This is a genomic window from Gluconobacter sp. P1D12_c, from assembly GCF_018812105.1.
GTDB classification, from domain to species: domain Bacteria; phylum Pseudomonadota; class Alphaproteobacteria; order Acetobacterales; family Acetobacteraceae; genus Gluconobacter; species Gluconobacter oxydans_A.
The window spans coordinates 78,724-96,918 of record NZ_JACSIQ010000005.1 but is presented as its reverse complement, the minus strand read 5'-3'; the positions used below and the strand labels follow the sequence as shown (position 1 = coordinate 96,918).

Here is an 18,195-nt window from a genome sequence, read left to right as displayed (position 1 = left end):
AATACTAACAAGGTGCTTTTGCGTGGGTATATCTGAAAGATAATATCACAAAAAGACCTTTTTTCATCTCATAAGCGTTAAGGCAAAACCGTTCTGTTCGCCAGAAATAGCTGTCTGGGAAATACAGAAGGGCCTGAGAGCACGGTATTTCATGGATTTGCTGAATTTCTCCTGAGCACAGGAAACCCCGAAAAGGGGCATATCTGTCGTCCGGCTGGTGTTGCGCCAAACGACAGAGTGTCTTGGGAATACCCGGAGCGGTTTAAAGAGAGCCTTCCCAACCGCCCCCCAGAGCGCGGTAAAGGTGTGTCATTGAAACAGAGACACCTGCTCTGGCTTCGGAAAGGGCGCTGCGTGTTGCAAGAAGCGCGTTTTGCGCGGTGAGAACGTTCAGGAAGTCGCCCGCACCCTGACTGTATTGTAGCTGGGCAATGTGAACGGCTGTTTCGTTCTCGATAACGCTTTCTTCAAGCCGTTTCTGGCGGTCCTGAGCTGTACTGAGGTCCGTCATGGCATCGTCAATTTCCTCCCATGCGCGGAGGATTGTGCGCTGCAGAGCAATGGCGGCTTCTTTCTGCTGGGCCTTGCGAAGGTGCAACTGTCCTGTCAGACGGCCGCCCTCAAAGAGGGGCAATGTCATGGTTGGGCCAAAGCCGTACTGACGCGAGGCCCATGATCCAAGTCCGCTGAACTGGAGTGCCTGAATATCCAAGCTGCCGGACAATGTGATGCGCGGGTAGAAGTCTGCAATCGCCACACCGATACTCGCCGTTGCAGCATGAAGACGTTCTTTGGCCGCGCGAATATCCGGTCTCCGGTCCGCGAGTTGAGATGGCAGGCCCGTTGGAATGTTGGTTGGGACGGGCGGAATAATGCCCGGTTTGTTCAGTGTGCTGGCCAAGGCACCGGGTTCACGTGCCACAAGGAAACTGAGTGCATTGATCAGATGCACGCTCTGGCTTTTCAGAGGGGGTAGACGCGCTTCGAAGCTGTGCATCTGTCCACGGGAATAGGCGACATCCAGTTTGGTGGCAGTTCCCTGTGTAAAGCGCAGCGTTGTCAGGTCCACGCTGTGATGGGCAATCTCGATGCTCTGCTGGGTAATGGCGATCTGTGCCTGCACATTGCGGAGCGCAATATAGTCCTGTGCGGTCTCCGCCATGAGGGAGACAAGCACGTTGCGCTGCATGTCTTCCGTTGCATGCATGGCCGCTGTGGCGGCTTCAACCTGCCGCCTGACATGCCCCCAGAAATCAACTTCCCAAGAGGCACTCAGACCGTATTGGGGAAGGTTGAAAGAGGGATTGCCCTTCGCGCCATCAGCGGCGGCTGGGCCAAATCCCTGCGCGCCACTGGCAATATCGCCGGGACTGGCCTGCTCGGTTGTTCCCAGAAGTCCAAGGATACCGTTGGTGCTGGCGCGCTCCCGTGCGTAGGACGCTGCTCCATCCAGGCGGGGCATTTGCGCGGCACTGGCAATCCGTCGTTCTGCGGTGCTTTCAGCCAGATTCAGGGCTGCTGTTCGCAGATCAAGGTTGTTGCGAGCCACGTCAGCTTCAAGCTGTGTCAGCACCGGGTCGTTGTAGAGACGCCACCATTGTGGATCGAGTGCAGCCTGCGTCGGATGATCCGCGGCTGGTGTGACGCTCTGATGATATTGCGCGGGCGCGTGATCTGGTGGGGCGTGGTAATCCGGTCCGACCGTACACGCAGTCAGGGCCGTGACGGTCAGCAGAGCTGTGGCCCGGGAGAAAAGAGAAAGGCGCATGGGATGTCTCACTGCCAGGCGTAACGGTTGTCACGGGCATGCGGGCCTTCCGGCTGTGAAGCCGTATCCACTTCCGCTTCAACAGACATGCCGACACGAACCTTGGCCGCCAGAGGCTGACCTGCATCGAATGTCAGTTTAACGGGCACTCGCTGGACCACCTTCGTGAAGTTGCCCGTGGCATTATCCGGCTGAATCGCAGCGAAGGCGACGCCGGTTGCTGGGGCCAGACTATCCACATGTGCGTGGAGCGGATGGCCGGGGAAGGTATCAACCCAGACGGTTGCCCGCTGACCAGTTTGCATCTTCGTTAGTTGGGTTTCCTGAAAATTGGCCAGTACATAGGCTTTCTGAACGGGAACCACGGCCAGTAGACCTGTGCCCGGATGCACGTATGCACCGACGCGCACGCCACGCTCACCAACAATGCCGTCTACCGGTGCTGGAATGGTGCAGTAAGACAGGTTCAGCTCTGCCTGATGCTCTGCACTTTGCGCTTTGAGCAAGGCGCCCTGTGCACGCTGGATCTGAGCCTGAAGAACCGGAATTTGCTGTTGAGCACTATCAACACCAGCTTTGTCTCGGGCGAGAGTGGCCATCGCTTCCCGAAGATGGGCATCCGCGCCCTGCTGCTGCTCGAGCGTGCTGGCTCCACCTGCGGAAAGATTGTGATAGCGGGTGGCGTTCTGCTGGGCGAAGGCCAGACTGGCTTCGTCGGCTTTAACAGTATCCGAAGCGGCCGCAATCAGGCTGTCCTGGCGAGCCAGCATGGCCTGAAGGTTGCTTACATCGCCTTCTGCGGCCGCCACGTCGCCTTTGGCGGCAGCAAGGGCTGCGCGATAGTCGTCGTCTTCAATATGGGCGAGTTCTTCGCCAGCGTGAACGTTTTCGTTGTCTTCTGCCAGAACACGATCGATCCGGCCCGAAACCTTGGGCGCAACGGTCGTGAAGTCAGCCGTGACATATGCGTCATTGGTTTTCTGATGAACGCCGTCACCCACGAAGAAACGATCGGCACTCCAGGCCAGTCCGGTCAGAACCACGACTGCACAGCCGGCGAGAAGAAGAGGCTTTCCATATATCATGTTTGGGAGATCCGGATCTTAATGTGCGGGGGCGGAAAGGGGAGCCGCCGGAACAGGAGTAGAAACAGGAGCGGGTTTGGGCGCCGGACCTTTGCCGGGTGGATAGACGCGTTTTGGCAGAATGATGGCCAGAACGACGTAGGCTGCGCACACCACCGCAACGACGAGATAGATATCGGCCAGAGCGAGCACGACAGATTGCTCATGCAGATAGTCATGAAAGATTTCCAACGCATTCCGGGAGACGTGCGTCGTATCTGGAGATGTGTTCTGGATCGCGTTTTCAATCGGGTTTCCCATGCCTGACAGAGACGTCGCGTTATTACCGGAACGGTCCAGCAGCATGTTGGAATGATACTGCTCGCGCCGGCGAAGCAAGACTTCGAAAAGGGCTGCAGCAACAGCGTTCGCCATGCCCTTGAGCATATTCACCATGCCGGAAATAAACGGTCCATCCGCCGGTCCGAGAGACATCGTGGCCAGCATCAGGACGGGAATGACCACCATGGGCTGCCCCACAATCTGAAGGCCCTGCAGAAGATAGAAATTGTCCCGCACCCAGTCCGGTGTCAGCCAGGTTCCAAGAAACGCAGCCAGCCCAAGGCAGCTCATACCAATGCCGAGCAGATAACGGCAGTCCACCGAGCGCATGTTACAGAGGGCTGCCGTCAAGGGAAGCATGATGAGTTGTGGCAGAGCCACCATCAGCGCGATGGGCGCCGTCTGGGATGGACGGTATCCACGGACTTCCGCCAGATAGGTGGACGGAATTTCCATCATCAGACCGCAGATGACCAGAACGCCCACAAGGGTCAGCATGGCCATCGCAATGTTCCGGTTCTTCCAGTACTGAAGTCGGAAGAACGGGCTGTGATGATGCCATTCGTGGAATAGAAACCCCACAAACAGCGCACCGCCCCAGAACGTCAGATGAGAAATGATTGGAGAGCGGAACCAGTCCAGACGGTCGCCCTGATAAAGGACTGTGACCACGCAGAGAATGGATGGCACACCAATGAAAAAGCCGCGCCAGTTGAACTTCGTGAACCGTTCGAGATGCACTGGGTCTTTGGGGAGACCGTAGGCCATCATCGCAATGGCAATGGCACTGAGGGGAATGACCTCCCAGTAGAGCCAGTGCCAGCCGAAATGCTCGAACCACAAGGCTTCCAGAGGGCCGCCAAGATTGGGGCCGAATGTCGCACTCATGGCGTATCCACCTACGCCAAACACCTTGATGGGTGGCGGCAGGTATTTGAGCATTACTGTCATGAGGACGGGGGGGAGGCATCCGGCGCTCAATCCCTGTGCGGCACGAAGGAAGCACAGGGAAATCATGTCCGGCATGAAGGGCAGAGGAATGGCCAGAAGAGCCAGAACCGCCGTCATGAAGATCGAGAAACGATAGATCGAGAACGTCATGTAAAACCATGGCGTAAAAGCCATGGCGGCAATGTTGAAGGCCTCGTAGGTCGAGATGAACCAGGTGCCTTCATCATGGCCGATATGCATGGCGCCACGAATGTCCGACAGGCCGATTTCGGTGATGTGTTCGTTGAAACCCGCAACATGAACGGCCAGCAACATACCAAGGCACCCAATCAGGGTGCGCATCCCGAAGGGCGGCATGTAAGACGGTTGCGCGGGTGGCGCTGCGGTTTGTGAAGGTAATGCCATCAGCTGCTCTCTTGGTGTCTGAGCGCATCTATCGAGGCATGGCGGCCGCAGAAAACCCTCACTTCAGGTAAGTGAGGATTCCATTTTCCGGAAGGGTGAGTGAGAAGTCTTTCATTTCTGTATGTTGGACCGCATGGTTCCTGTTTATGCTCACAGGAACGTTTGCTGTTACACGCAGGAAGGATGTCGCATGTCAGACAAGCAGTCTCTCGGACGCCGTTATGATCTGGATCTCCTGCGTTACCTGCAGGTGCTGGTGGAAGAGCAGAGCGTCTCCCTTGCGGCGCGGCGTCTCAAGGTGAGTGAGCCCGCCATGAGCCGACATCTTGCGCGTTTACGGACCGTGTTCGGGGATCCGATCCTTGTCATGTCCGGGCGACGTATGGTGGCGACGGCCTTTGCGAACCGTATCCGGGATCGTGTGCAGACGCTCGTTCGGGAAGCGGATGACCTTCTCAATGATGGCGCTACGCTGAACCTGAAAGCCATGTCCCCGAAGTTCACTATTCGGGCGAATGATATTGTGGTGGGAGCATTCGGTCGGCCCATTCTTCAAGCGCTGCAAAAAGAGTGCCCTGACTGCCGGATCGTGTTCTCGCCGGAATCCGAAGGAACGGCCAGCGAAGCCCTGCGGGCGAACAAGATTGATCTTTATATTGGCGCGACGGATGAGCTGAGCCCGGAAATCATGCGGCAAACCCTGTTTGAAACGTCGTTTAGTGCGCTGGTCCGGAAAGGGCATCCTATCCTGAAGGATAAAATAACGCCCCAGTCTCTGGCCGCGTACGACCATGTGAGTGTGTCCAGAAAAGGCCGCTCGAACGGACCGATCGATGCGGTTCTGAAGGAACGCTACGGGTTGTCACGTCGGATTGCGATGGTTGTGCCGACCTATCATTCTCTGATCGCGGCCATTGGCGAAACTGATCTCATTCTGCCTTTGCCTAGAACGGTTATTGAGCGTTTCCCGCTTGAACGCATGGGGTTGGACAGCTTCGAATTTCCTTTCGAACTGCCGCCCGTTCGGCCTTTTCAGGCTTGGCATCCACGCGTTGACACGGACCAGTTGCACCGCTGGCTGCGTGAAACAGTGCATCATGCCGTGCGGCAGGAACTGTGGCGAATTCGCACTATATGAGATGTGTTTGAAGAATATTTTATATTATTGTTGAGAATCATTTGCATTCGCACTCGTTCTGAGGAAGATAGCGCCAGTTTCGGCATGCAGATGTGATGTGCATGGCCTTGTAGGAATGCATTTTCCGAATAAGCCGTCCGCTTGAATGCGGTGATGGCGACGGGATCGTTCCGGGTGATCAAGGCTGGCGACTGTTTCGTCTGTATGCTGTCGGCCAATCAGTTCAGGTGGTTTCATGCCTTCGAAAAACGAACATCTCAGCCCGCGATCTCTGACGGATAGCCTGATTTCCACCGAGGCAGGTCAATCCTCCACCGTCAAATGGCAGAAACTGGCGCTTCTGGCTCTGGGGGCTGGGCTGGGCGTGACGGAAACCGGAGAAGCAGACGCCCAGGATGCCGGGGCTGCCAACGATGCGGCTTCCGTCAGTCTTCCTGCTGTCAAGGTTCACGGACAGACAGACACGGCTGCACCGGAACCAACCAATACGAACAACACTACACTCGATATCGGACGTATGCCGGACACCGTTCGGGAAACGCCTCAGATCATCAGTGTTGTTCCCAAAGCGCTGATTGAACAGCAGCGTCTGTTCACGCTGGATCAGGCTCTGGCGAATGTTCCGGGCATTACTATGTCTACCGGTGAGGGGAACGGCGGCCTGAATGGCGATCAGTTCCGTATTCGTGGCCAGCAGGCCCGCGGCGACATTTACGAAGATGGTTTGCGGGATTTCGGCACCTATGTGCGTGACACGTTCAACACAGAAAGTGTTGAAGTGGTCAAAGGCCCAAGCGGCGAGTATTTCGGTGCGGGCAACGTGGGCGGTGTGATCAACCAGACGCTGAAAAAGGCGCATCTTGGAAATCACTACGCGCTCGATCAGTCCATCGGAAGCGGGATGCAGTATCGCGGGTCCGCAGACGTCAATTACCAGCTTGGCAAACATACTGCTCTTCGCGTGAACGGCATGTACAACAAGCAGGACGTGACAGACCGGAACAACGTTCGCTCCGATCGCTATGGTGTAGCGGCGGATCTTGGTTTTGGTTTGGGAACGAAGACGACTTATCACCTGAACTACCAGTGGCTCGGAAGTCGCGGAACGCCAGATTACGGTGTGCCGATGATCCAGATTGGCAATATGTACACGCCAATTACCGAACACGGATTGAACCGAAACACGACATATACGCGTAGCTTTGACCGGGATAATTCCAATATCCACATGGTCACGTCGAAATTCGCAACTGAAATTGCGAAGTGGCTGACACTTAGCAACGACACGCGTTTCAGCCATTATCATCGTGATTACGCAGCGACCAATCCCAGTGCCTGTTCCGGCACCTGTGCTTCCAGTTTCCTTGCCGGAGGAAACCCGTCTTTGGCCTACGGCGCAGGCGGTGGTGCTGCTTACCAGCAGGATGGTTGGGGCATTCAGAACGTTATGATGACGCGTTCGAAATTTGACACGTGGTTCCTGAAGCATGATCTGCGGGCTGGTGTGGATATCAACTACACCAAGGACGACCGGATCATGGGCACGTACGTAAACCGGACGAACAACCAGACCATCCGCAACCCGTATTACTCTTCGCCGGGCACATATATCACCTGGCCATCCAGCGGGCATCGGACCGCAGATTTCCGTGATCTGGGCCTGTTCCTGGCTGATAAAATTCACCTCACCAAGAAACTGTCCATTTTCGGAACGTTCCGCTGGGATAGCTATAAGAGCACGTACTGGAGTGCTGCGGCTGCCTCTTCTGGCACACAGGCGCAGAGCTCCAACAAGTTCAGTCCGTCTGCCAGCATCATGTATGACGTCACCAAAGACGCGACCGTCTATTTCACGTTTGCCCGCTCTTACAAGCCTGTCGGAACGGATGTGTCTTCCCAGATCACCAATCAGGCCAGCGTCGGCGATGTTGCGGTCAACGGTCGTGATCTGAAGCCGCAGCGCAGTGATCTGTTTGAAGTTGGAAGCAAGCTGGATTTCTTCAACAAGCGCCTTGGTGTGACGGGGGCCCTGTTCCAGATCAACCAGAACAACTCTTACACGTATGATGACGATGGCAGCATCATCACGGGTTTCCAGGATGCTGGAACAGGCCGCCGGATCCGCGGTGTTGAACTGAGTGCGACCGGCAAGATCACGCAGGCCTGGGATATCTATGCCACCTACGCATATATGGGCGGTAAAGTGACGAACAGCGCTACGATGTATGGTAATCAGGCGCCTCAGCTTCCGCACAATACGTTCTCGGTCTGGAGCACCTACAACCTGTCGCATCTGGTGCTGAGAGCAGGGCAGGGTACGCTGAAGGCTGGCGGCGGTGCACAGTATAGCTCCGGCTATTGGGCTAACGAGGCCAATACGGCGCGCATGCCTTACAACTTTTCGCTGAACGGCATCGTGTCCTACGATTACGGCCGTTATCATGTGCAGTTTAATGCCAATAATCTGACCAACCATCTGAATTATGGTTCAGCGTTCAGCTCAAGCCGCGCTGTTCCGATGTCAGGGCGGACATTCATGGGAAGCTTTGGCCTCAATTTCTGAAGCCCTCTTCAGAAAGAACTGTTTGCAGCCCTTCCGGTCATAGGCCGGAAGGGCTTTTCGGGTGAGTATCGGTGAAAATCATGGCTTCGTGCGGACAGCCCCTCGGTCCAGCGTCTGAACAAGAAAGACCAGTTATGAGCTGCCCTCCGCAGGTGCAGGCCCAACTTCTGTTGGGTCAGATGCATGTGGATAGGGGATGGCTGAATGAGGCTTTTCCATATTTTGAAGCGGCTGCACGAAGTGGTCATCCGGTTGCGGTGAATATGCTAGGTCGTGCGTATGAAAGAGGGTGGGGTGTCTCCCGTAACCCGGCTCAGGCCGCCGCTTATTTTGAGGTAGCTGCAGCCCTTGGAGAGGCATGGGCCATGTTCAATCTGGCGGATCTTCTGTTGCTGGGAGACGGAGTTCCAAAGAACCGGGCACGCGCCTACCGGCTCTATGTATCGTCTGCTGAAAAAGGCAATGTGAAAGCTCTTAATATGTTGGGGCTTTTGCACGAAGACGGCGTCAGCGGATCGCCTGATCCGGAAGGCGCGAAAGTCTTCTTTCAGGCCGCATCGGAAGGAGGGGACTGCTGGGCAGACCTTAATCTCGCACGTCTTGCGCTGGCACAGCAGGATGTCTCGGTAGCTGTGTATTGTCTGCAGAAAGCTCTGAAAACCAGTTTTCCGGATGTTGCCCGGGCTATCATTGATCTTATCGGATTTTGTGAAGATCCTGCTTTCCATGCAGTGAAAGCACAAGCCATCCGGCATCTTGCACGGAAAGAGCCGCCCCGCATTGTCTTCACCACATTGGCTCAGCTTTCGTCCGGCGAGAGATTATGTGCGGAGTAGCAGCGTCTGCGTCGGATTTACAAATTCATACACTTCTGTCGCACCGCGTGACTGGCAAGCAATGTCATATGATCGGACTATCGAAACCTTGTTCATGGAGAGGTGCGTCTTGAGGTCTGTTTTCCAATACTGTCGACGCCGGGTGTGGAGCCTTTTGGCTGCAATATTTCCGGTCATGCTGGCTCTGGGGATCGTGCAGTCTGCAAAGGCTGCCGCTATTGCTGGCCTGCCTGCGGCTATGCCTGTCATATCGTGTGAGATGCTTGGGAAAACGGATCTGGTATCCTTTGTCGGTGCATCTGTTGACCATCAGGTCTCAGTCGTTCTGGAAACCCCTAAGGGCAAATTCTGCAAGGTTACCGGACAGATCGCTCCGACTATTTCCTTTGAAGTGGACCTCCCTATGGAGCACTGGACGCAGCGCTTTCTGCTGGGCGGTTGCGGTGGTTTATGTGGCATGACGCGCGTTGGTGTCAGCAATGCGGGTGCCTGTGCTCCTGCCCTGAACGGTGAATTTGTCATGGCCGGTGATGATCTGGGTCACATCGGTTCCATGATGGGATTACAGCAGGGCTTCTTTGGTAAAGATCCACAGAAGCGGATCGATTTTGCATATCGTGCCAATCATCTGACAACACTCGCCGCCAAAGCACTGACGAAAGCGTTTTACGGACAGGCTCCAAAATATTCCTATTTTGTGGGCTGTTCGGACGGTGGACGCGAGGCGCTTATGGAGGCCCAGCGTTTCCCAGATGATTTTGACGGTATTTCCGCAGGCGCTCCGGCCGCACTCTTTACGGTGCAGAACTCATTTTACCACGCCTGGAATGTCCGCGGGAACCAGCGCGCTGATGGCACGAATATCCTGCTACAGGATCGTGTTTCCATTCTGCATGACGCGGTTGTTCGGCACTGCCCGACACTGTCCGGAGTTGCTGACGGTATTCTGGAAGAGCCGAGAGCCTGTCATTTCGATCCTGCGTGGGTGCAGTGTCCGGCTGGTCAGACCAATACGTCTGAGTGCCTGACAGCAGAGGAAACACAGGCAGCCCTCCGGATCTATAGTGGTGCAACCGACGCTTCCGGACGGTCCTATATTCTGCACGGGCCATTCCCCGGTTCTGAAACGCAGTGGGCGCTGCCTTCGTCGCCAACCGGCGAAAGCATGAGTAATGGAATTGCCGCGTCTGCCATTGCCTATGTCATTTCACAGGAAGTGAACGAAAAGGCTGCGGATCTGACGTTGTTCCAGTTCGATCAGGCGACGTTCGACGCCATGAACGAACTGGCACCGCTCTATAATGCCGAGAATACGAACCTTCATCCGTTTCAGCGCCGGGGCGGCCATCTGATCCTCTGGCATGGACTGGCCGATCAGTCGATTTCTCCCGTCAACACGATTGCCTATTACCAGGGCGTGCAGAAGGAAATGGGACGTACCCTGACGGATCGTTTCCTGCGTTTCTATCTGCTGCCGGGTGTCGGACATTGTGGAAACGGTGATGGTTTCCCGCAGGTGGATTTTCTGTCTCCGCTGATGGCATGGACGGAAAACGGAACTGCGCCAAACGCGCTCCTGACGGAAAGAACCGCACAGTCCGATCTGCCTATGGGGGCGCCGGGACGGAAGCCGGGAGGTGCAGGGAAAATTGGGGGCGGTCAGATCCATGCGGCGGTCGTGCCCAGTCAGCCTTATGCCAGTCCCAACGGCGCAGCTATCGCCAGTCGGCCGGTTTATCCTTATCCGTTTATCGCCCGCTATACGGGGCATGGCGATGTGAATTCCGCTGCGAATTACCATCCTGTGAAGACATCTGTCGTCCTGCCAATGACGTTTGACAGTTATTCCACCTCCCTGATCGGGCCCGATAATCAGAAGGATTACACGGTGCGTGACGGGAAGCTGGCCGTACTGGAGCATACTCATGGATGATAAACTGAATGCTGTTTTGGATTTCTATTATGAGCGGATCCTGAAAGAACGGCAGGACCATGCGGACGGGGTTTCCCGTCCTGCGTCCGAGCGTTTTATGGCTGTAGGCCCGCAGACCGGGCAACTGATCAACATTCTGGCGCGCAATCTCAAAGCGCCGACGATCCTCGAACTGGGAACGTCCTTTGGCTATTCCACCCTGTGGCTTGCGGAAGCGGCACGGCGAACGGGCGGTCGGGTCATCACCATGGAGCTGGAGCGAGAGAAGGTTGCTTTCGCCAGAGACATGGCAGTGCGTGCCGGTGTGGAAGAGCACATTGAGTATCGTATCGGGGATGCGGTTGAGATGATTTCAGAGTTGAAGGATGGCATTGATTTCGTCCTCCTGGATCTCTGGAAGGATCTCTATGTGCCTTGCCTTGAAGCCCTGATGCCGCATCTGCGGCCGGGCGCCGTTCTGGTTGCGGACAATATGATTATTCCGGGCGGTGAAGATGCCCGGCGCTATCAGGAATTCGTTCGCTCCCGTCCTGGTGTTCTGAGTGTGCCGCTCTCCGTCGGGACAGGGCTGGAAGTCAGCCGTTTTCTGCCCGGCTGAATTTTTCATTCTCTAACAGGGCGTGTGCGTCCTTTTCTGGAAAGCTCAATGTTCAGAACTTTCATGAACCGTTACGGAACCCCACTGACGACAGGATTTTTCCTGATCTCGGCCATTACCGGGGTGGCACTTTTCTTCCACTGGGGTCCCGGAGCTTTCCATCCGATGCATGAATGGCTGAGCATGGTCCTGCTCGTGCCGTTCGCGCTGCATCTGATCAAGAACTGGACGTCACTCGTCAATTACGCCCGGCGCGGAACACTCTATGTTCCGCTTCTGGTGGCACTGGCTTCAACAGCCTATTTCTTCCTGCCGCAATCGTCGTCCGGTCATGCTGGCAACAAGCAGGTTGCCTTCATGCTGATACCGCTGGTGACACAGGCTCCCCTGTCTCAGGTCGCTCCCCTCGCGCATATGGATGGGGGAATGCTGGCCCATAAGCTCTCTGCGCATGGCCTGGCGGTGACATCTGAAGACCAGTCGATTGCGCAGATTGCTGAAGCGAATGGCAAGAATACCAACGACGTTTTGGCCATGGCGTTTCAGAGTGGCGGCCATGGACATCAGCATGGCCCATCAGAACACGACCATCACGGGCATTGATAAACGCCGGATTACCCCGTTCAGGAAACGGGGCAATCCAGCTTAAAGCTCAGCCCATTGCCGCAGAAGGTTGTGGTAGGTTGAGGTCAGACCCAGAACTGCTGGGTGATCGTCGGGAAGTGCCTTGCGGGTCTCGATGATGGAGCAGTCAAAATCGTACATAAGAGCGCGTTTTGTATCGTCGCGGATCATGGATTGCGACCAGAAGAACGACGCCCATCGGCTACCGCGCGTAATGCGGTTAACGCTGTGCAGGCTGGTAGACGGATAGACCACCATGTCGCCCGCAGGGAGTTTGACGTTCTGATTGCCGTACGTGTCCTGAATGACGAGTTCTCCGCCGTCGTAATCTTCTGGGGAAGACAGAAATAGTGTGGAGGAAACGTCCGTCCGGATACGGAAGCCTGCGCCCGGAATAGGCCGAATAGCATTATCAACATGTGCGTTGAAATGCATTCCGGTGTCGTATCGGTTGAAAAGTGGTGGATAAACTCTCAGGGGCAGGGCCGCGCTATTAAAAGTTGGGTTGCGCCCTAAAGCTCTCAGAACAATTTCTCCAAGTTCACGGCACACATCTGAATCCTGCGGAATCTGAAGGTTTAACTTTGCCTTTGCAGACTGTTCTCCCGCTGTAACACGCCCATCTGTCCACTGCGCCGTCTCAAGTTGGTCGCGGCAATAGCGTACCTCTTCAGGAGACAGGATATTCGGAATGTGGATCAGCATGGGTGTGGTCTTCCTAAGACGGGTCTTGGGGCTTTTTTCAAAGCGGATGAGAATCCTGCTTGTAATTAAGAATGACTCTCATTATCGTTCTTTAAAGCTCTTTGCAGACTAGTGCAATCCATGTGGCGCGTGTCGCCCGGACTGTGCGCGGCGACTGTCGGTTTGTTGCAAGGACATCGTGTTTCAACCCCGAGACAGGAGGGCGCAGCGTGTCGCCCCGACAGGCACAGTAATGTCTCTTACCTTCTCCCCCTGGCAGATGTTTCTTGGCGCCGGGCCGGTTGTCCGCTGCGTCATGACGCTTCTGGCGGCGGCATCCGTCGTCACATGGACGATCTTCATTGCCAAAACTGTTGAGCTGATCCGTTTGCGGGCGCAGCTCAAAAAATCAGAAACGGCGCTGGAAGACGCAGACACACTGCATCTGGGAGAAGAATGGACGCGCGATGGTGCGGGTATCGCTCACGCCATGGTGCTGGCCGCAGAAGCGGAGCGCCGCCGCTCGGAAGATATTCCTGCCGATCGTGACGGCATCAAGGAGCGGATTGTTCTGCATCTTGAGCGTCTGGAAGCTGCTGAAGGCCGTCGCCTAATGAGAGGGACCGGCGTGCTCGCCACAATTGGTGCGACGTCTCCCTTCATTGGCCTGTTCGGAACGGTATGGGGCATCATGTCGTCCTTCACGGGCATTGCCGCCGCTCATGCGACCAGTCTGGCCGTTGTTGCTCCTGGTATTGCAGAGGCCCTTCTGGCCACGGCGCTTGGTCTGGTCGCGGCTATTCCTGCTGTTGTGATATACAATCATCTGGCCCGCCAGACGGCGGCCTGCCGTGCCTGCGTCGCGGATCTGACGTCACTTGTGATGCGTCTGGTCTCCCGTGATCTGGCCCGCGCGGCGCTTGCAGCAAGTGGCAATGTCGTCCGCTTTATGGCTGCTGCGGAGTAATCGCAGGCATGGCTATTCACATTCGTCATGCCGATGAGGCGGTGCTGGAAGCGCATGAAATCAATGTGACGCCGTTTATCGACGTCATGCTCGTTCTGCTCGTGATCTTCATGGTTGCTGCACCTCTGACGACGGTCAACGTCCCGGTTGATCTGCCATCTTCAACCGAAACGCCTGCTCCCCGCCCGGATGAGCCGGTTTTCTTGACCGTCAAGGCTGACCATACGCTGGCTCTGGGCGAAGATGCCGTCAGTTCGGATCAGCTTATTGATGCACTCGGCAAAGCCAGTAAGGGAAACAAGGAAGAGCGTATTTTCCTGCGGGCGGACAAGACCGTCGATTATGGAACGCTCATGGATGTGATGGGGCAGCTTCGGAAGGCCGGTTTCCTCAAGGTCGCACTTGTCACGCTTCAGGGGCAGGAGGCTGGGGAAGGGCCGTGAGTTCTTCACACGCGTCTCTCCCCACGACCTTTCGGGACTGGTATCAGTGGTATCAGCAGACCGAAGACCAGCGCAGTGTCCGTGTCTGGGGTCTGTCTGGTGCCGCTATGACTATTCTGACAGGTATCGCACTCTGGTGGGCCGTGACACATGCGCCGTCACAGGTTGTGGCCCCAAGTGCAGCTCCCCCGCCTGCTATCGCGATTGACATGTCCCCCATGCCGACACCTGCGCCGGCTCCTCCACAAGAGGTTGATCCCGGGCCGCAGCAGATGGTCACGCCGCCGGAACCGCAGCCGGATACGCCTCAGCAGGTCGATGCCCCGCCGTCTCCCGCGCCGCATCCGCCTGTGCCTGTTCCAAAGGTGGAGAAGGTCAAGGTTCACAAGAAAACAGCCAAGAGCCCGCCTCAGCCGGTGAAGCCGATCCCGATGCAGGCTCCTGTTGCCGACAGGATGACGGCGCCGCCTGCTGCCGATAGTGCGCCCTCCCAGAGTAGCAGCGCGGCGTCTGCCTCTCACGCGAGTCACTCCAGCAACGCGCCCGTGACCTGGCAGGGCGATATTTTGGCGCGTCTGGAACGTTTCAAGCGTTACCCGGCAGACGCTTTGGCGCAGCATCAGGAGGGAACTCCTGTGCTATTCTTCGTCATGGATCGGCGTGGACATGTTTTGTCTGCAAAAATCCGGAAAAGTGGTGGTTTTGCATTGCTGGACGAAGAAACACTGGCGGTTGTCCGGCGTGCAGAACCGTTCCCGCCGCCGCCGGAAGAGATTGCAGGGGCGACAGTTTCTCTCACTGTTCCTATCGAATTTTCGGTCGAGGACCAGTAAAGGGAAAAGCTGAAGGAATGCTCCAGTCAGATCGTGGCTGGAGATGACATCGAGGCTGGGCGTCTCCAGTTTCCGTAAGCGTTAACGTCAATCAACGCACAGAACCGAACAGCCCCTGTGCTGTGCCGGGCCTGTGCGTCTGTCGTCATGCAGTCCTCAGACCCGTTGCTCAGGGGTAATTCAAGGATGAGAAGATGACCGTTACTGACACCACAATTATTGCTCCCCCGGAAATCCGTCGTGTCATGCACGAGTTGAAGCGCCGAGACCTGACCGTTGTGGACGTCGGGCGTGTGACGCCACACATGATCCGCATCACGCTTCAGGATGAGAGCCTTCGGGATTTTCCCAGCCTGTCACCGGATGATCACATCAAGATCTTTGTTCCACAGGGTGATGGGGACATGGCCCGTCGGGATTACACGCCGCGCGTGTTTGACCGCGCTGCTGGGGCGCTGGTTCTGGATTTTGTGGACCATGATGGCGGACCGGCGGCGGACTGGGCTCGGAGCGCCAAGCCCGGCGATCATCTGGCAATTGGTGGCCCCAAAGGATCGCGCGTCATTACGGGTGATATTCGTAACTGGCTTCTGATCGGGGATGAAACCGCACTTCCCGCTATTGGCAGGCGCGTCGAGGAACTGGATGCCGGAACGCCTGTCACCACACTGGCTGCGGTGACAGATGCTTCAGAGGAACAGTCCTTCGAAACGAAGGCGTCCTACACACCTGTCTGGGTTCATCGTCCAAGCGAACAGGCGCATCAGGCCGAGCCGTTCTTACGCGCCCTGAAAACCATTCAGATCGTGCCGCAGACATTCATCTGGGTTGCGGCTGAAGCATCCGTTGCACGCTCTATCCGAAGTGTTCTGGAAAACGAGCGTGGAATTTCGCCGCAGTGGATCAAGGCGTCTGGGTACTGGACGAAGGGCTGAAAATGAAAAAAAGCCGCGTGTGTTGAGCAGGCGGCTTTTAGGGCAGGCGCGTTTTACTGGAAGGGCAGATAGCGGAAGTCGAAGAAGATCTGGCTCATACTGGTATGCGGATCACCGCCGATGCCTTTCCAGATATCCCGTCGTGCGTAGGCAAGCTGGGTGCCGCCTTCAACAGTGCCAAAACGACCTTTGAAGAACCGCCACCAGGCACCGATCGTCGCCTCTGAAACGCCGCGTGTATTGGCGGAGCAGGTGAGGGACGAAAGCTCCTGTAGGCAGCCAGCATTCGAATACAGGGGGTTGCCGTAGCCGTAGGACGAGCCATCGCTATTGAAATAGGCGTGTCCCACGCGCTGTGTGCCAAAATATCCATACACATCAATATGCGGGTTGGGATGTGCAATCAGGCCTGCCTGGGCTTGAAGGCCGAAGAGGGGCACCGGGTCGCCCTTGGCATTCAGTGTTGCATCCGGAAGCAGCACTGAACCGTAGCGGTTGATGCCCCATCCCGCGAGGCCAGCCGCGCGGAACTCCAGCTTGCCTGAAATGATTGGCAGGATCAGCGATCCTCCTGCGCCACCCGCAATGGCGGTGTTGTTGTGGCCTGTATGATTGATGGTCACGCGATCATGCGGGAAATGCAGGATGCCTTCGACTTCGTAATGGCCCCAGCTTGGATCGTAAGCCAGTTTGCCAATCAGGTCTGGTGCGATTTCGTTTGAGAAGTTTGCTGTGTCATTCGTCAGACCAACGCCGTTTTCGCCAATCGTGGCCGTGTTGCCGTTTGGAAGGGACACCGTGCCGTTGGTTTTCGTGAAGCCGGTGGTGTCATACAGGGTTGCCGGGTTTTCGATGGAGAAACCTGCCCAGAGGCGATGGTCCATGAAATCCTTGACGACGCGCACCTGCCATTGGCGAGCCCATGTCTGACCCGCCAGCATGGATGCTTCGATGGTTTCCGGAAGGCTCTCCTGACGGGCCACGATACCAATACGGCCGGGCGTCAGAAGGCTCCAGGCCTGACCGCCGAGGAAATGCCAGCCAGCTTTGTTATCATCATAGGCCAGATAGGCCTGACGCATCCGGAACGCATAGCTGTTGCTTTCATATGGATCCGTCGTAACTGCACCGGCGCCAAAATCGGATTCAAAGAAGCCCGAAATGGTTGCTTCGGAATTGATGTTGCCGCGTGCCAGAAGAGAGAGGCGGCTATACCGAGCGCTCCCTTCGAAATTGTTGGTGTGATACCGCGGTTCATTCGGATACGGCATGTCCTGCCAATAATTGAATGTGCCAGACGCGATATGGCGGTTCTCAAGAACGGCCGCCATGTCCACAAAGCCACCCAGCATGAGCGTGACAGGGCCAAGGTGAAACACGCCATGGTCGCCTACGGCGCCTGCGGCCTGCGCGCCGATTGTTTCACGCGGATGTGGGCCAACACCATTTTCAGCGAAGCGTACCATGACATCTTCTGTCCGTTTCCCGACCACGGCCAGTTCAGATCCGGCGCCAGACTCAGTCACCCCGTGGTCGCGACGATCTCGTGCAACACGGTCTCTTGAGTCTGATGAGGGGAGAGCGCGGGAAGCGTGTCCTTCAGGCGAGTTGGCGTTGGATGCGAATGTTGCTTCTGAAGCAAGTTCTGTTGGGTGCGGGGACGAATGGAGTTGTGGCGCGTGAGGTGCAACTCCATGAATGGCGGACTTCGAAGGCGTGCCGCGAGCGACCATTGTCGTGTTCGTCGTCGTCTTGTCTGCGGGCTGAGCCGTGTGATGATGCTTGGCCATCTCTGAGCGCAGCATGACAAGATCGCGATTGATCTCTTCCTGTTCCTGCTGAACATGGGCCTGCGCTTCCTGAAGGCGGTGCATCTCCTTTTCCATGCGAGACATCACATCGTCATCTGCGTGTGCCTGTGAATGTACTGCGAGCAGACCGAACGCTGTGCTCATCATCAGGAGCCTGCGGATAGAAAAAACAGTGCTGCAGGCCATGCGCAGAGGGAAACGGGACAACTACGTTCTCCATGTCAAAAGATGTCTGATCTATGACACGGAATCGTGATCTCAAGAGTTAAAAAAGGTTTCAGACTCATGGAAAATCCAGAG

At 56.3% G+C, this 18,195-nt stretch carries 15 protein-coding genes; 10 read left to right on the top strand and 5 right to left on the bottom strand.

From position 1 onward, the window contains the following. Nucleotides 1–262 precede the first annotated feature (262 nt). The 3 genes from KP705_RS07340 to KP705_RS07330 are packed head-to-tail and all read right to left on the bottom strand — an operon-like array spanning nucleotide 263 to nucleotide 4,530. The gene (locus KP705_RS07340) at nucleotides 263–1,768 is read right to left on the bottom strand and encodes an efflux transporter outer membrane subunit (RefSeq protein ID WP_046900093.1); all 1,506 of its coding nucleotides are present in this window, start codon (nucleotides 1,766–1,768) and stop codon (nucleotides 263–265) included. 8 nt (nucleotides 1,769–1,776) lie between these two features. Further along, a complete protein-coding gene (locus KP705_RS07335; protein WP_046900092.1) occupies nucleotides 1,777–2,853 on the bottom strand; it encodes an HlyD family secretion protein in 1,077 nt (358 codons plus the stop codon). Between the two features lie 18 nt (nucleotides 2,854–2,871). Beyond that, on the bottom strand, nucleotides 2,872–4,530 hold the full coding sequence (locus tag KP705_RS07330; protein ID WP_046900091.1) for an MFS transporter: 1,659 nt from the start codon (nucleotides 4,528–4,530) through the stop codon (nucleotides 2,872–2,874). Nucleotides 4,531–4,720: 190 nt separating this feature from the next. Between KP705_RS07330 and KP705_RS07325 the strand changes: the two genes are divergently transcribed. The 6 genes from KP705_RS07325 to KP705_RS07300 all read left to right on the top strand — a co-directional run bounded on the left by KP705_RS07325 (nucleotide 4,721) and on the right by KP705_RS07300 (nucleotide 12,201). After that, nucleotides 4,721–5,668, top strand: a complete 948-nt coding sequence (locus tag KP705_RS07325; protein ID WP_046900090.1) for a LysR substrate-binding domain-containing protein — start codon at nucleotides 4,721–4,723, stop codon at nucleotides 5,666–5,668. 235 nt (nucleotides 5,669–5,903) lie between these two features. After that, nucleotides 5,904–8,231: a TonB-dependent siderophore receptor gene (locus KP705_RS07320; RefSeq protein ID WP_215764241.1), complete on the top strand. Its 2,328-nt coding sequence runs from the start codon at nucleotides 5,904–5,906 to the stop codon at nucleotides 8,229–8,231. Between the two features lie 134 nt (nucleotides 8,232–8,365). Next, the gene (locus tag KP705_RS07315) at nucleotides 8,366–9,067 is read left to right on the top strand and encodes a tetratricopeptide repeat protein (protein WP_252348279.1); all 702 of its coding nucleotides are present in this window, start codon (nucleotides 8,366–8,368) and stop codon (nucleotides 9,065–9,067) included. 154 nt (nucleotides 9,068–9,221) lie between these two features. Continuing rightward, a complete protein-coding gene (locus KP705_RS07310; protein ID WP_252348278.1) occupies nucleotides 9,222–11,000 on the top strand; it encodes a tannase/feruloyl esterase family alpha/beta hydrolase in 1,779 nt (592 codons plus the stop codon). Continuing rightward, nucleotides 10,993–11,598, top strand: a complete 606-nt coding sequence (locus KP705_RS07305; RefSeq protein ID WP_046900088.1) for an O-methyltransferase — start codon at nucleotides 10,993–10,995, stop codon at nucleotides 11,596–11,598. The genes KP705_RS07310 and KP705_RS07305 overlap by 8 nt, the downstream gene beginning before the upstream one ends. A 48-nt stretch (nucleotides 11,599–11,646) precedes the next feature. Next, complete coding sequence (locus KP705_RS07300) at nucleotides 11,647–12,201, top strand: hypothetical protein (RefSeq protein WP_046900087.1); 555 nt, start codon at nucleotides 11,647–11,649, stop codon at nucleotides 12,199–12,201. Between the two features lie 42 nt (nucleotides 12,202–12,243). On the opposite strand, the gene KP705_RS07295 is transcribed toward KP705_RS07300, so the two are convergent. After that, nucleotides 12,244–12,927, bottom strand: coding sequence for a Fe2+-dependent dioxygenase (locus KP705_RS07295; RefSeq protein ID WP_046900086.1), 684 nt, complete (start codon nucleotides 12,925–12,927; stop codon nucleotides 12,244–12,246). A 232-nt stretch (nucleotides 12,928–13,159) separates the two neighbouring features. On the opposite strand from KP705_RS07295, the gene exbB reads away from it, so the two are divergent. From exbB to KP705_RS07275, 4 genes are all read left to right on the top strand, one after another. Further along, complete coding sequence (exbB, locus tag KP705_RS07290) at nucleotides 13,160–13,873, top strand: tonB-system energizer ExbB (RefSeq protein ID WP_046900085.1); 714 nt, start codon at nucleotides 13,160–13,162, stop codon at nucleotides 13,871–13,873. 8 nt (nucleotides 13,874–13,881) lie between these two features. Beyond that, nucleotides 13,882–14,316, top strand: a complete 435-nt coding sequence (gene exbD, locus KP705_RS07285; RefSeq protein WP_046900084.1) for a TonB system transport protein ExbD — start codon at nucleotides 13,882–13,884, stop codon at nucleotides 14,314–14,316. Then, nucleotides 14,313–15,149: an energy transducer TonB gene (locus tag KP705_RS21115; RefSeq protein WP_215764239.1), complete on the top strand. Its 837-nt coding sequence runs from the start codon at nucleotides 14,313–14,315 to the stop codon at nucleotides 15,147–15,149. The genes exbD and KP705_RS21115 overlap by 4 nt, the downstream gene beginning before the upstream one ends. A 194-nt stretch (nucleotides 15,150–15,343) precedes the next feature. Next, nucleotides 15,344–16,084 (top strand): siderophore-interacting protein, encoded by a 741-nt coding sequence (locus KP705_RS07275; RefSeq protein ID WP_046900082.1) that lies wholly within the window; start codon nucleotides 15,344–15,346, stop codon nucleotides 16,082–16,084. A 53-nt stretch (nucleotides 16,085–16,137) separates the two neighbouring features. Here the strand turns inward: KP705_RS07275 and KP705_RS07270 are convergent, their stop codons facing one another. After that, nucleotides 16,138–18,102, bottom strand: coding sequence for a hypothetical protein (locus KP705_RS07270; RefSeq protein ID WP_374195557.1), 1,965 nt, complete (start codon nucleotides 18,100–18,102; stop codon nucleotides 16,138–16,140). Nucleotides 18,103–18,195: the final 93 nt, after the last annotated feature.